Consider the following 12,784-nt stretch of genomic DNA (forward strand, 5'->3'; position numbering starts at 1 on the left):
ATCTGTTAGAATGTGCATTGAGAAACGCGAGTTGCGAAAGGACAAGGTGATGAAGACGAATACTTGGAAAACGGCGCTATTCGGGTTGGTGGTGGCGTTCGCGGCGGTGCCTGCCACGGCACAGGAGATCGAAGAGGGTGCGCTGCTCTTTGAGCGCCATTGCGCCACCTGTCATGGGATAGATGCCAAGGGGAAAGGGCCGATGTCGGGCGTTTTACTGATTCAGCCGACGGACCTGAGCGGGCTGAACAAGGCCAATGGTGGGGACTTTCCGACGCTGCGCGTGGTGCAACGGATCGATGGGCGCGACCCGCTGGTCAGCCATGGCAGCCCGATGCCGGTCTATGGCGATTTCTTTGAGGGCGACGATACGGCGTTGAAAACCGCCAGCGGTCAGCCGCTGATGACAAGCCGGGCGATTGCCGATCTGGTGGCCTATCTGCAAGATATTCAGGAATGAGTTGCCAAGGCATGCGTTCTGAAAGGGAGACGAGGATGCGACGATCCGTTGGTGTGGCTGCCGGTGTGATACTGCTGGCCGGTTGTGTGAGCCAGGAAATGCCCAGCCCCGGCGAGGGGGCTGTGCTGTTTGCGGACAACTGCGCCATGTGTCACGGCGCACAAGCGCGCGGCGATGGTGAGTTGGCGAGGGAAATCCGTGCCGACCGGGGCAAGAAACCGGCAGACCTGACCCTGCTCACGCGCAAGGCCAAGGGCGTATTCCCGCGCGCCGAAGTTTTGTCTTACATTGATGGTTACACCCGCGGGCGGCTGCCCAAACAGGACATGCCGGAATTCGGCCTGTTGCTGGAAGGGCCGACGGTGCCAGTGGATACCGGCGACGGTGTGCTGAGCCCGGTGCCGCGCCCGCTGGCCGCACTGATGCTGTATATCGAAAGCATCCAACGCTGAGAGCGGCCAGGCGTTTCCACCTTTAAATTCGGGCGGAAACGTCCCGCTTCATCTTTCCCAAATTACTCATGACGCGCCGCTCATGTCCGGCGCGCCAATTTAGGTGACACGTAATCGGTGCCGCCACCAAGGCCGAGCGGAGCGAGGCCCCCCGCGACGCCGAAGGCGGCGCAATCCCTCAGAGACTGCGCGCTAGTGTCTGGCTGATTTCGGTGAGGGAGCGACCGCTCTGGTCCATCCAGATATTGAAAGCACTCTGGACAGCCTTGAGGGCTGATTTCGAAGTTGCAGGTTTGTCGATCACACCTTCCGCGATCAGCCGCGCGGTGACGTCTCGCGACAGGATGAAGCTGTCGCGACCGATAAACCGCATGGCATATTGCGCCGTGCTGCCGCCAAGGCGCGTGCCGTCGCGTTTGAGCCGCTCGAGCAGGCCGATGAAGTCATCTGATGGCCACCCGCCCAGGACCTTGCCCGCGCCGCCGTGTGCGCGCAGCGAAAGCAGGAAGGCGGCGTTATCGCGCACGGTGGCAATTTTAGTGCCATTGCGCACGATGGCCGGGTTGGTGAGCAACCCGTCGAAGGTGGCATCGTCCATGAAGGCGCATTTGCCCGGATCAAACCCCATGAAGGCGGTTTCGAAGCCGTCCCATTTTGCCTCGATCACTTTCCAGTTGAAGCCTGCCTGAAAGATGCATTTGGTGATTTGCGACAGCCAGCGATCATCGGGGATCTGCGCGAGGTCTTCGGGCGCAAGTGGCTTGGTGAGTGCTGCGTTCAGTCGGTCCGAGCCGCCATGGCGGGCGGCTGCAATGTCGAAAATTTCGCTGTAGCTGCGCATGCACGGAGTGTGGCGCGCGCGCGGGGGTGTTGCAAGCCGGATGCGGGCCGGGGCGGGGGCCAGCCCCGGGGGTCAGAAAATTTCACAGAATTTTATGGCCTCCCCCCCGGATAGTTCCGGTCAGAGGAAGTCATTGGTCAGGATTGGGCCGCGATGGCGCGGGCGGCGGCCATGGCCGAGGACCAGGCCCATTGGAAATTATAGCCGCCGAGCCAGCCGGTCACATCGACGCATTCGCCGATGAAATAAAGGCCGGGGAGATGCGCGCTCATCATGCTTTGTGAGTTGATCGCATCAGTCGAGATGCCTCCGGCGGTGACTTCGGCGGTGCGCCAGCCCTCGGTGCCCGAGGGGGTGAGTTGCCAGTTGTGCAGGCTATCGCTCAGAGCGCGCAGGGCGTCGTCGGATTGATCGGCGAGATTGCCTTTGAGCGACAGGCTTTCAGCGAGGTAGCCCGCCAGGCGCGTAGGCAAAAGTTGACCAAGTTCGGTGGAAAGTTGTTTGCGCCCTTGGGTCTGGCGGCGCGTGCGCAGGGCGTCAAACAGGCTGTTTTGGGGGGAAAGGTCGATGCTGATCGGCTGGCCCGGCTGCCAGAAGGACGAGATTTGCAGGATTGCCGGGCCGGAGAGGCCGCGATGGGTGAAGAGCATGGCTTCGTCAAATGTCACGCCGCCTGCGCGTGCGCGGACGGGCAAGGCGACACCAGCGAGCGGGGTGAAGCGACCTTCGGGGAAGGTGAGCGGGACGAGGGCGGGGCGTGGTTCAACAAGGTCATGTCCGAACTGGCGCGCGATGTCATAGGCGAGGCCGGTGGCGCCCATTTTGGGGATGGATTTGCCGCCGGTGGCGACGATCAGGTTGCGCGCCTGCACCGTCTCGCGCAGGTTGCCGCGTGCGATGGTGGCTTTGAAATGGCTGCCGTCGTGAGTGAGATCGCTCAGGGTGGTTTCCAACCGGATGTCGGCGCCGGACGTATGACAGAGCGTGGTCAGCATCTCGACCACCTGGGTGGATTTGCCGTCGCAAAAGAGCTGACCCAGAGTTTTTTCATGCCAGGCGATATCGTGATCGGACATCAGCGAGATGAAATCCCACTGGGTATAGCGGGCCAGCGCGGATTTGGCGAAATGCGGGTTTTGGCCGTGAAATGCCGACGCGTCGCAATGCAGATTGGTGAAATTGCACCGCCCGCCGCCGGAGATGCGGATTTTTTCGCCCGGTGCCGAGGCGTGGTCGATCACGAGAGTCGAGGGGCCAGCATGGGCGGCGGCCATGAGGCCGGCGGCCCCGGCGCCGAGAATGAGGGTGTTGATTTCCATGGCGCAAGGGGGTGGACCGGGGAGGGACGAAGGGCAAGGGGGATTTTGCGCGGCTGTACTCGGCGAGGTCTTCGGTTTGGGGGTGTTGTTGGACAATCTGCCACGGGGCGACGGGATTGAATGCGCTAAATTGGGGCATAGGTTTGGATCAGTTGTAGAGGCTTTGAGAAGGGACAGAATATGACAGATACCAAGGATTATGGTGCCGAACCTTTTGTCGTGGATATCGAGAAGGACACGCTTGAGAATCCCAACTTTCGCACCACGCGCTGGACGGGCAAGAATATTCAGCTGACCTTGATGTCGATTCCGGTGGGCGGCGATATCGGGTTGGAAGTGCATGAAACGCATGATCAATTCCTGCGCCTTGAACAGGGCAAGGGCCGTGTCGAGATGGGGCCTGAGAAGGACAAGATGACCTATCAAAAAGAGGTGAGTGCGGATTTCGCGGTCTTTGTGCCTGCGGGGATGTGGCACAACATCACCAATATCGGGGACGAGCCGATCAAGCTTTATGCGATCTATGGCCCGCCCGATCATCGGCATGGCACGGTGCACGCGACGCAAACGGACGCCGAAAACGACCCACATGAGCATTGACTGACGATAGCCGCCCCTCTTTCCCTCGGGGCGGCTATTGCATTTTTGCGGGGTGGCGGCGGGATGCGGGCCGACGCGGCGCAGTGCGAATGCCCGTATGGGAAACCTTAACCCGCTTGTGTCGTTTCTTTGGGGGCCTGCGCGAATCGCTACCTTCCCATGAGCGAATCACCGTGCTAGGATACTGCTAAGACCCCGAAAACGGGGCTTCAAGACCCCGGAGATGGGGCGTGTTGTTGAGGCAGATTGAGCGGTAAAGATCCATGACGGAGATGGTCTATGGCACGGTGCCGGTACGCGAGGGCGAGCCGGTTTTGCCGAAATGGTGGCGCACGCTCGACAAGTGGACCTTGTCGTGCATCCTGATCCTGTTTGGCATTGGATTGCTTCTGGGCCTCGCGGCGAGTGTGCCGCTGGCTGAAAAGAACGGGTTTGGCGCGTTTCATTATGTGATGCGGCAGGGGGTGTTTGGCGGCGTGGCGATTGTTGCGATGCTGATCACCTCGATGATGAATCCGGATCTGGTGCGCCGACTGGCCGTGCTGGGCTTTCTCGCCGCATTTGTGGCGCTGGCTGGCTTGCCGTTTTTTGGCACTGATTTTGGCAAGGGGGCGATGCGGTGGTATTCGCTTGGGTTTGCCAGCATACAGCCAAGCGAATTTCTCAAGCCCGGTTTTATCGTGGTGGCCGCGTGGATGATCGCGGCGAGCCAGGAAATCAACGGGCCGCCGGGCAAATCGCTGTCGCTGATTCTGGCGGCGCTGATCGTCTTGATGTTGGCCTTGCAGCCCGATTTCGGGCAGGCAGCGTTGATCCTGTTTGGCTGGGGTGTGATGTATTTCGTGGCCGGCGCGCCGATGATCCTGTTGGTGATCATTGCCGGGTTTGTCGTTTTGGGCGGGTCATTCGCCTATAATTCTTCAGAGCATTTCGCGCGCCGGATTGACGGGTTTCTCAACCCTGATGTCGATCCGCGCACGCAGCTTGGCTATGCCGCAAATGCGATCCGCGAGGGCGGGTTTTTCGGCGTTGGAGTCGGCGAAGGGCAGGTAAAATGGAGCCTGCCGGATGCGCATACCGATTTCATTATTGCCGTGGCGGCGGAAGAATACGGGCTTGTGCTTGTGCTGGTGATCATTGCGCTTTATGCGACCGTCGTCGTGCGTTCGCTGATGCGACTCATTCGCGAGCGCGATCCGTTCATTCGTCTGGCCGGGGCCGGTCTTGCCGTGATGTTCGGGGTGCAGGCGATGATCAATATGGGTGTGGCCGTTCGGCTGTTACCGGCCAAGGGGATGACGCTGCCGTTCGTGAGTTATGGTGGGTCGTCGCTGATTGCGGGCGGAATTGCGGTGGGCATGCTTCTGGCCTTTACGCGGACACGGCCACAGGGCGGTATCGACGATATTTTCCGGGGCCGTGGGCGCTAGGGCGTTGGATGGTGGGCATGATGCCCAACCTACGAGGGTGAGATGGCAGAGCGGCAGAAACTTCTCGTAATCGCGGCAGGTGGCACTGGCGGGCATATGTTTCCTGCACAGGCGCTGGCCGAGGTGATGTTGCGCAAGGGGTGGCGAGTGAAGCTCAGCACCGATGCGCGCGGAGCACGATATACTGGTGGATTTCCCCATTCCGTCGAGATCGAGCAGGTGGCAAGCGCCACCTTTGCGCGTGGCGGGATGCTGGCCAAACTGGCGGTGCCGTTTCGCATTGCGGGTGGTGTTTTGGGCCAGGTCTGGCGGATGCGGCGCGACCGGCCTGATGTGGTGATCGGCTTTGGTGGCTATCCGGCGATCCCGGCAATGGCTGCGGCCTGGGTCTTGCGGCTGCCACGGATGATACATGAACAGAATGGCGTGTTGGGGCGGGTGAACCGGATCTTCGCGCGACGGGTTGATGTGGTGGCCTGTGGAACGTGGCCGACCGAGCTGCCCGAGGGAGTCGAAGGCATTCACACGGGCAATCCGGTGCGGGCGGCCGTGTTGGAGCGCGCCAATGCGGCATATATCACGCCGGGCGAATATCCGATGTCGATCCTGGTGATCGGGGGCAGCCAGGGCGCGCGCATTCTGAGCGATGTGGTGCCGCCCGCGATTGCCGAATTGCCCCATGACATGTTGCAATATGTCCGGGTGAGCCATCAGGCGCGCGACGAGGATGGCGAGCGCGTAAAACAATATTATAACGATCAGGGCATTGCCGCAGATGTGCAGCCGTTCTTTCAGGATGTGCCGCGCCGGATGAGCGAGGCGCAATTGGTGATTTCGCGCTCGGGGGCGTCTTCGGTCGCGGATATCAGCGTGATCGGGCGGCCCGCGATCCTGATCCCCTATGCAGCGGCGGCGGGCGATCATCAGAGCGCCAACGCGCGCGGATTGGCGGCGGCGGGCGGGGCGATTGTGATCCCCGAGAAGAAACTGAGCGTAACGGTGATGGGCGAGCAGATCAACGCGGTGCTGAGCCAGCCGCAGGGCGCGCGCGCGATGGCGCAGGCGGCGGTTTCGGTGGGCAAGCCGGAGGCGACGGACGAGTTGGTGGCGCTGGTAGAGCAGCTTGCGGGTGAGCCGGGATATTGAAGTGCGATCCCGATGGGTCGACAGTTAAAGAAAGTTAAAGGCGGGACAGGCGATGAATGCAGCGGCGACGAAACTTCCCGGTGATGTGGGGCCGATTCATTTCGTGGGTATTGGCGGGATCGGCATGTCGGGGATTGCCGAGGTGCTGCTTGATCATGGCTTTGTCGTGCAAGGCTCGGATCTGAAGCGCACGAAGATTACGGATCGGCTGGAAGCGGCGGGTGCGACGATCTTTGAAGGTCAGAAGGCGGAGAATCTGGAGGGGGCCGAGGTTGTTGTGATCTCATCCGCGATCAAGCGGGGCAACCCTGAGCTGGACGAAGCGCGCCTGCGCGGATTGCCGGTGGTGCGGCGCGCCGAGATGCTGGCCGAGCTGATGCGGCTAAAGTCGAACATTGCGGTGGCGGGCACCCACGGCAAGACCACCACGACGACGATGGTGGCAGCGCTGCTGGATCACGGCAAATTCGACCCTACGGTGATCAATGGCGGGATCATCCACGCCTATGGCAGCAATGCCCGCGTGGGGCAGGGCGAGTGGATGGTGGTTGAGGCCGATGAGAGCGATGGCACCTTCAACCGGTTGCCCGCGACCATCGCCATCGTTACCAATATCGACCCAGAGCATATGGAGCATTGGGGCACCGAGGAGGCGCTTCACAAGGGATTCGAGGAGTTCGTTTCGAATATTCCTTTCTATGGTCTGGCGGTGTGCTGCACGGATGATGCGGATGTTCAGGTTTTGGTGGGCAAGCTTACCGACCGACGCGTGGTTACCTTCGGCTTTAACGCGCAGGCGGATGTGCGGGCGGTGAACCTCAGCTATGCCAAGGGCATGGCACATTTTGATATTGCCTTGCAAAATGAGGGTAAGGTGATCGAGAATTGCATCTTGCCGATGCCCGGCGATCACAATGTTTCGAACGCGCTGAGTGCTGTGGCGGTGGCGCGCCATCTGGGCATGAAGACCGATGAGATCCGCGATGCACTTGCCGCGTTTGGCGGGGTGAACCGACGCTTTACCCGAGTGGGTGAGGTCAATGGCGTGACCATCATCGACGATTATGGCCACCATCCGACCGAGATCGCAGCCGTGCTCAAGGCGGCGCGGCAGGCCACGGAAGGGCGCATTATCGCGGTACATCAACCGCATCGCTATTCCCGCCTGCACCATCATTTCGATGCGTTCTGCTCGTGCTTCAACGAGGCCGATGTGGTGGCCATTGCCGAAGTTTACGGCGCCGGAGAAGAGCCGATCGAGGGGGCGACCCGCGATGGTCTGGTGGCCGGGCTTATCGCGCATGGCCACAGGCATGCACGCGCGATTGACGATCTGGACGATCTGGTGCGGCTGGTGAAGGAACAGGCGCAGCCGGGCGATATGGTGGTTTGTCTCGGAGCCGGGACGATCAGCGCCTGGGCCAATGCGCTGCCCGAGAAGTTGTCGACGTAGCACCCCAGTAAGACGTGGGGGGCTGGCCCCCACACCGCAGGAAAAAGCGGGGGGCCAGCCCCCCACACCCCCCGGAATATTTCCGGCAAGATGAAGGGGCGGCCCGACCACAGGGGCGGTGGCGAGAATGGCGAAAGAGCTGCAGCGCAGGATCGGACCGGGGCTTTTGACCGCCTATGGCGTGGGCATCATGGTGGGCGCGGGGATTTACGTGTTGACCGGGGCGGCCGCCGGGGAAGCGGGGATGTGGGCGCCGCTTGCTTTTCTGCTGGCCGGGTTGGTGGCGTTTCCCACGGCGCTGAGTTTTGCCGAATTGTCGGCGCGCATTCCCGAGGCGGCGGGCGATAGCGCGTATGTCGAGGCCGGGTTGGGGCTGCATTGGCTGGCTGTTCTGGTGGGGTTGGTCAATATTTTCGCGGGCACGGTGGCGGCGGCGGCGGTGCTGCGCGGTGGGGTGGGGTATCTGACGTCTTTCGTGGATATCCCGTTTCTCTGGGCCGTGGTGGGCTTGGGCGTGTTGCTGACCGGGATTGCGATTGTCGGGGTGGTTGAAAGCCTGGCTTTTGCCGCGATCCTGACGGTGATCGAGGTGTTCGGCCTCGGCATGGTGATCTGGGCTGGATTTGCCGCCGAGCCGGTGGCGGAATTCGTGCTGCCACTGCCGCCTCTTGAATGGCACGGGCTGGCGGCGGCGACGTTGTTTGCGGTTTTCGCCTTTGTCGGGTTTGACGACATGGTGAACATGGCCGAAGAGGCCCGTGACCCGACCCACACGATGCCGCGCGCAATCCTCATCGCATTGCTGATTACGGCGGTGCTTTATGCGTTGGTCTCGCTTGCGGCGGTGCGCGCGGTGCCACGTGAAGTGTTGGGCGCATCACAACGTCCGCTGGCGTTGGTCTGGGAGGCGGGCATGGGATCAAGCGCCGTATTCCTGAGTGCGATTGCGGTGGCGGCGGCGCTCAATGGTGTGTTGGCGCAGATCGTGATGGCGAGCCGTGTGCTGTTCGGATTGGGACGGCGGGCGCCCGAGTTTCGGGTGTTTTATTCAGCGCATGCCCGGTTCGGCACGCCGGTTCTGGCCTCGGTGCTGGTGGGGGCATTTGTGGTCGGGAGTGCGCTGACTCTGCCGGTGGCGACCTTGGCAGAGGTCACGACCCTGGCGCTGTTGATCGTGTTTGCGATTGTCAACGCGGCGCTGATCGGGGTGAAGCGGTTGCAGCCGGAGGCGGAGTTTTCGGTCTCGATTTTCTGGCCATGGCTGGGCATTGTGCTGTCACTGGGCTGTTTTGTGGGCTCGATCATGGGAGGTTTGATGTGAGCGCATCGCTGATCTTGGGGTGTTTCTGGGTGCTGGCCGCCACCGTGGTGGCGATGCTGCCGATGCGGCGGCAATATGTGCCGGGGGTGGCATTGCTGATTGTAGCGCCGGTGTTGATCGGATTTATCGGCTGGCAGCATGGCTGGGTCTTTGCCGTGTTCGGGGTGGCGGCGTTGGTGTCGTTGTTTCGTAAACCGCTGCGCTATTTCTGGGCCAAGGCCAGAGGGAAACAGCCGGAACTGCCTTCAGAATTGCCGCCGGAGCTGCGCGGATGAAGCTGTCTCTGGTCGCGATGTTCTTATGGCTGTTGGTGGCGAATTTGGCGGCGATGCTTCCGTCGCGCGACAACCATTGGCGCAAGGCCTATGCCCTGATGGCGCTGGGCGTGCCGCTGTTGGTCTGGATATTCTGGGAAAACCCTTGGTGGGTCGGGTTTTTGGCGATTGCGGGCGCGATGAGCGTGATGCGTTGGCCTGTGGTATATTCATGGCGATGGTTCAGGCGGAAGTTGGGCAGGGAAGGGTAGGATTATGCAATATGTGATACCGGCGGCGTGTCTGTTGGCGGGAGGCTTGCTTGGCTTCTTCATAGGGCGCACGCAGGCTTGGGGGTTGCTCTGGGGCACAGTGGCGGTCTTGATTGTCGTGGTCGCCTGGCAATGGTTTGAGGCGCAGAGCGCCACGACGGGTTGGGATGGGATCGCCAGTGTGATCCTGGTATTCCTGTTCCTGATGCCGGGGCTCATGGGGCTTCTTGGCGGGGCGGGCATTGCATGGTGGCGGGGGCGGATGCGCGCGTTGGCAGAGGATGCGCGGGATGAGGGCTGAGATTGCGCAACCTTGAGCAGAGCTTGGCTTTCGCGGGGCTGTATCTTGAGATATGAGGCGCGAAACAGGATGGACGTTGTCTTATGAGTGACATGCCGGAAGTGCGCGGGAAGCTGATCGCCGACCGGATGCTAAGCGAGTTGACCTGGCTGCGTGTGGGCGGGCCGGCGGATTGGCTGTTCATGCCTGCGGATGCAGAGGATCTGGCGGGGTTTCTTGCCGGTCTTGACGCGGCGGTGCCGGTGTTCCCGATGGGGGTGGGCAGCAATCTGATCGTGCGCGATGGGGGGTTGCGGGCGGTGGTGATCCGCATGGGGCGCGGGTTTAATCATATCGAGATCGAGGGCAACCGCGTGCGGGCGGGTGCGGCGGCGCTGGATGCGCATGTGGCCCGGAAAGCGGCGCAGGCCGGGATTGATCTGGGTTTTCTGCGCACCATTCCGGGGAGCATTGGCGGCGCGGTGCGGATGAATGCGGGGTGTTACGGTTCGTATGTGGCGGATGTGTTTGTCGAGGCCAAGGCGGTGACACGGGCCGGGGAGATTGTGACGCTGAGACCCGCAGACCTGTGTTTTGAGTATCGCCAGACGGCGTTGCCCGAAGGGTGGGTGATTGTCGAGGCGACATTTGAAGGGCCAGAGGGCGATCCCGCAGCATTAGCGGAGCGCATGGAGGCGCAGATCAAGAAGCGCGATGAGACCCAGCCGACCAAGGAACGCAGCGCGGGCAGCACATTTCGCAACCCTGCCGGGTTTTCCAGCACGGGGCGGGCGGATGACAGCCACGAGTTGAAAGCCTGGAAGGTGATTGACGATGCGGGGATGCGTGGTGCGCGCATTGGCGGCGCACAAATGAGCGAGAAACATTCCAACTTTTTGATCAATGCCGGGCAGGCAACCGCCGATGATCTTGAGTCCTTGGGCGAATCGGTGCGGAAAAAGGTTTACGATTCAAGTGGTATCACGCTAGAATGGGAAATTATGAGGGTCGGCGAACCGGCCCCTGGTGAATGACAGGCACATTCAAGACCAATAACCAAAGGGCCACAGACAAGGCCCGGTGATTTTGAGGCGGTGAGATAGGGTATGTCGGGCAGGACAACCCCCAAGGTGGCAGTGTTGAAGGGCGGCTTTTCGGCCGAGCGCGAGGTATCGCTTAGCTCGGGGGTGGAATGCGCCAAGGCGTTGCGCACGGCGGGGTATGACGTCGTCGAAATAGATGCCGGCAAGGATTTGGCCGCAGACCTGCACCGCGTTGCGCCGGATGTGGTCTTTAATGCGTTGCATGGACGCTGGGGCGAAGATGGTTGTGTGCAGGGCCTGCTGGAATGGATGAAGATTCCTTATACGCATTCGGGTGTGCTTTCATCGGCGTTGGCGATGGACAAACAGAAGACCAAAGAGGCCTATACCGCAGCTGGTCTGCCCTTTGTGGAAAGTGTTCTGGCGTCGCGCGACGAGATCGAAGCGCGCCATGTGATGGCGCCGCCCTATGTGGTGAAGCCCTATAACGAGGGGTCGAGCGTCGGGGTCTATATTGTCAAGGAGGCCGCCAATGGGCCGCCGTGCCTTGCGCCGGATCTGCCGGAGGTCTTGATGGTGGAAACCTATGCGCCGGGGCGCGAACTGACCACCTCGGTGATGGGGGATCGTGCGCTTTCGGTGACGGATATCATTACTGATGGCTGGTATGACTATCACGCGAAATACGCGACCGGCGGGTCGCGCCATGTGGTGCCTGCTGATGTGCCGGGCGAGATTTTTGACGCCTGTCTTGATTACGCGGTGCGCGCGCATGACGCGCTGGGCTGTCGTGGGTTGAGCCGGACGGATTTCCGTTGGGACGAGACGCGCGGGCTTGATGGGCTGATCCTGCTTGAAACCAACACCCAGCCTGGCATGACGCCGACATCGCTGGCGCCTGAACAAGCGGCGCATTGCGGTATTGATTTCCCCGCGCTCTGCGCCTGGTTGGTGGAGGATGCGTCATGCAATCGCTGAGTGCGCGACCAATGCCGGGGGACGAGGGGCAGACGGCACCGTTGGCTATCTCGCAGTCCAAAACACACGCCAAGGTACTGCCAAAGGGAGACCCGGCGCCGAGCCGTTGGGCCTATCGGCTGCATCGGCTTTGGCTGACTCCGGCGTTTCGCAAGCTGGTGCGGGTGGGGCTGCCGTTTACGGCCGCGTTGGCGGCGGGGTTGATCTATTTCTCGGACCCTGAGCGACGCGACGCGGTTGCCATGACGATTTCCGGGTTGCGCGAGGAAATTCACACCCGCCCCGAATTCATGGTCAACCTGATGGCGGTGGACGGGGTGAGCGGTGATGTGAATGAGGATATCCGGAAAACCGTGCCGGTGAGCTTTCCTGTGTCGTCCTTTGATCTGGACCTTGAGCAGATCCGCGCCGATGTTGTCGGGCTGGCTGCGGTGAAGAGCGCCAGCGTGCGCATCCGCAACGGTGGAATTTTGCAGATCGATGTGGTTGAGCGCCAACCGGTGGCGCTTTGGCGTACGGAAGCCGGGCTGGCGTTGGTCGATCGCGACGGGGTTTTGCTGGGTCCGGTTGAGGGGCGCAGCGCGCGCGCTGAGTTGCCTTTGATTGCGGGCGAGGGCGCGCAGGTGCAGATTGAAGAGGCGTTGCAGATCTTTGCGGCAGCGGCCCCTTTGACGGATCGGGTGCGCGGGTTGGTGCGGATAGGTGAGCGGCGTTGGGATCTGGTTTTGGATCGCGATCAGCGCATCATGCTGCCCGAGAAAAAACCGGTGCAGGCGTTGGAGCGGGTAATCGCGCTGAGCGCGGCGCAGGATATGCTGGCGCGTGACCTTGTGGCAGTGGACATGAGGCTGGCGCAGCGGCCGACCATACGGCTTGACGCTGAGGCGGTCGAAAACTGGTGGAAAATCAGGGAATTAACGGTGGGAGCGAACTGA

At 61.5% G+C, this 12,784-nt stretch carries 15 protein-coding genes; 13 read left to right on the forward strand and 2 right to left on the reverse strand.

Annotated elements, in window-relative coordinates; genetic code table 11:
• Window positions 1-49: 49 nt before the first annotated feature.
• Window positions 50-460: a cytochrome c gene (locus LZG00_06105; GenBank protein MCF3593568.1), complete on the forward strand. Its 411-nt coding sequence runs from the start codon at window positions 50-52 to the stop codon at window positions 458-460.
• Between the two features lie 35 nt (window positions 461-495).
• Window positions 496-912 carry a c-type cytochrome gene (locus tag LZG00_06110; protein MCF3593569.1) on the forward strand — a complete coding sequence of 139 codons (417 nt, stop codon included), beginning with the start codon at window positions 496-498 and terminating at the stop codon, window positions 910-912.
• Between the two features lie 178 nt (window positions 913-1,090).
• On the opposite strand, the gene LZG00_06115 is transcribed toward LZG00_06110, so the two are convergent.
• Entirely contained in the window at window positions 1,091-1,753 is a 663-nt protein-coding gene (locus LZG00_06115) for a DNA-3-methyladenine glycosylase I (protein ID MCF3593570.1), read from the reverse strand.
• 137 nt (window positions 1,754-1,890) lie between these two features.
• Complete coding sequence (locus tag LZG00_06120) at window positions 1,891-3,072, reverse strand: NAD(P)/FAD-dependent oxidoreductase (protein MCF3593571.1); 1,182 nt, start codon at window positions 3,070-3,072, stop codon at window positions 1,891-1,893.
• Window positions 3,073-3,252: 180 nt separating this feature from the next.
• On the opposite strand from LZG00_06120, the gene LZG00_06125 reads away from it, so the two are divergent.
• The 11 genes from LZG00_06125 to LZG00_06175 all read left to right on the forward strand — a co-directional run bounded on the left by LZG00_06125 (window position 3,253) and on the right by LZG00_06175 (window position 12,784).
• Entirely contained in the window at window positions 3,253-3,672 is a 420-nt protein-coding gene (locus LZG00_06125; GenBank protein MCF3593572.1) for a cupin domain-containing protein, read from the forward strand.
• Window positions 3,673-3,935: 263 nt separating this feature from the next.
• The gene (gene ftsW / locus LZG00_06130; protein ID MCF3593573.1) at window positions 3,936-5,102 is read left to right on the forward strand and encodes a putative lipid II flippase FtsW; all 1,167 of its coding nucleotides are present in this window, start codon (window positions 3,936-3,938) and stop codon (window positions 5,100-5,102) included.
• Window positions 5,103-5,144: 42 nt separating this feature from the next.
• Window positions 5,145-6,248 (forward strand): UDP-N-acetylglucosamine--N-acetylmuramyl-(pentapeptide) pyrophosphoryl-undecaprenol N-acetylglucosamine transferase, encoded by a 1,104-nt coding sequence (locus LZG00_06135; GenBank protein MCF3593574.1) that lies wholly within the window; start codon window positions 5,145-5,147, stop codon window positions 6,246-6,248.
• A gap of 52 nt (window positions 6,249-6,300) precedes the next feature.
• A complete protein-coding gene (gene murC / locus LZG00_06140) occupies window positions 6,301-7,701 on the forward strand; it encodes a UDP-N-acetylmuramate--L-alanine ligase (protein MCF3593575.1) in 1,401 nt (466 codons plus the stop codon).
• 127 nt (window positions 7,702-7,828) lie between these two features.
• Window positions 7,829-9,022, forward strand: a complete 1,194-nt coding sequence (locus tag LZG00_06145; protein MCF3593576.1) for an amino acid permease — start codon at window positions 7,829-7,831, stop codon at window positions 9,020-9,022.
• Window positions 9,019-9,297, forward strand: a complete 279-nt coding sequence (locus tag LZG00_06150) for a DUF2484 family protein (GenBank protein ID MCF3593577.1) — start codon at window positions 9,019-9,021, stop codon at window positions 9,295-9,297. Before LZG00_06145 ends, LZG00_06150 begins: the two co-directional genes overlap by 4 nt.
• Entirely contained in the window at window positions 9,294-9,548 is a 255-nt protein-coding gene (locus LZG00_06155; GenBank protein ID MCF3593578.1) for a DUF2484 family protein, read from the forward strand. The genes LZG00_06150 and LZG00_06155 overlap by 4 nt, the downstream gene beginning before the upstream one ends.
• A gap of 4 nt (window positions 9,549-9,552) precedes the next feature.
• Window positions 9,553-9,849 carry a hypothetical protein gene (locus LZG00_06160; protein ID MCF3593579.1) on the forward strand — a complete coding sequence of 99 codons (297 nt, stop codon included), beginning with the start codon at window positions 9,553-9,555 and terminating at the stop codon, window positions 9,847-9,849.
• Between the two features lie 83 nt (window positions 9,850-9,932).
• On the forward strand, window positions 9,933-10,862 hold the full coding sequence (gene murB, locus LZG00_06165) for a UDP-N-acetylmuramate dehydrogenase (protein ID MCF3593580.1): 930 nt from the start codon (window positions 9,933-9,935) through the stop codon (window positions 10,860-10,862).
• Between the two features lie 72 nt (window positions 10,863-10,934).
• The gene (locus LZG00_06170) at window positions 10,935-11,849 is read left to right on the forward strand and encodes a D-alanine--D-alanine ligase (protein MCF3593581.1); all 915 of its coding nucleotides are present in this window, start codon (window positions 10,935-10,937) and stop codon (window positions 11,847-11,849) included.
• Complete coding sequence (locus LZG00_06175; protein MCF3593582.1) at window positions 11,837-12,784, forward strand: cell division protein FtsQ/DivIB; 948 nt, start codon at window positions 11,837-11,839, stop codon at window positions 12,782-12,784. Before LZG00_06170 ends, LZG00_06175 begins: the two co-directional genes overlap by 13 nt.

It is taken from the genome of Rhodobacteraceae bacterium LMO-JJ12 (genome assembly GCA_021555075.1).
In the GTDB taxonomy this organism is placed as follows: domain Bacteria; phylum Pseudomonadota; class Alphaproteobacteria; order Rhodobacterales; family Rhodobacteraceae; genus JAKGBX01.

Coding starts and splice junctions, on each gene's coding strand:
- LZG00_06145 (MCF3593576.1), top strand. CDS start 7,829: ATGGCGAAAGAGCTGCAGCGCAGGATCGGACCGGGGCTTTTGACCGCC.
- LZG00_06175 (MCF3593582.1), top strand. CDS start 11,837: ATGCAATCGCTGAGTGCGCGACCAATGCCGGGGGACGAGGGGCAGACG.
- LZG00_06135 (MCF3593574.1), top strand. CDS start 5,145: ATGGCAGAGCGGCAGAAACTTCTCGTAATCGCGGCAGGTGGCACTGGC.
- LZG00_06155 (MCF3593578.1), top strand. CDS start 9,294: ATGAAGCTGTCTCTGGTCGCGATGTTCTTATGGCTGTTGGTGGCGAAT.
- LZG00_06110 (MCF3593569.1), top strand. CDS start 496: ATGCGACGATCCGTTGGTGTGGCTGCCGGTGTGATACTGCTGGCCGGT.
- LZG00_06125 (MCF3593572.1), top strand. CDS start 3,253: ATGACAGATACCAAGGATTATGGTGCCGAACCTTTTGTCGTGGATATC.
- LZG00_06105 (MCF3593568.1), top strand. CDS start 50: ATGAAGACGAATACTTGGAAAACGGCGCTATTCGGGTTGGTGGTGGCG.
- LZG00_06160 (MCF3593579.1), top strand. CDS start 9,553: ATGCAATATGTGATACCGGCGGCGTGTCTGTTGGCGGGAGGCTTGCTT.
- LZG00_06115 (MCF3593570.1), bottom strand. CDS start 1,753: ATGCGCAGCTACAGCGAAATTTTCGACATTGCAGCCGCCCGCCATGGC.
- murC (MCF3593575.1), top strand. CDS start 6,301: ATGAATGCAGCGGCGACGAAACTTCCCGGTGATGTGGGGCCGATTCAT.
- ftsW (MCF3593573.1), top strand. CDS start 3,936: ATGACGGAGATGGTCTATGGCACGGTGCCGGTACGCGAGGGCGAGCCG.
- LZG00_06170 (MCF3593581.1), top strand. CDS start 10,935: ATGTCGGGCAGGACAACCCCCAAGGTGGCAGTGTTGAAGGGCGGCTTT.
- LZG00_06120 (MCF3593571.1), bottom strand. CDS start 3,072: ATGGAAATCAACACCCTCATTCTCGGCGCCGGGGCCGCCGGCCTCATG.
- murB (MCF3593580.1), top strand. CDS start 9,933: ATGAGTGACATGCCGGAAGTGCGCGGGAAGCTGATCGCCGACCGGATG.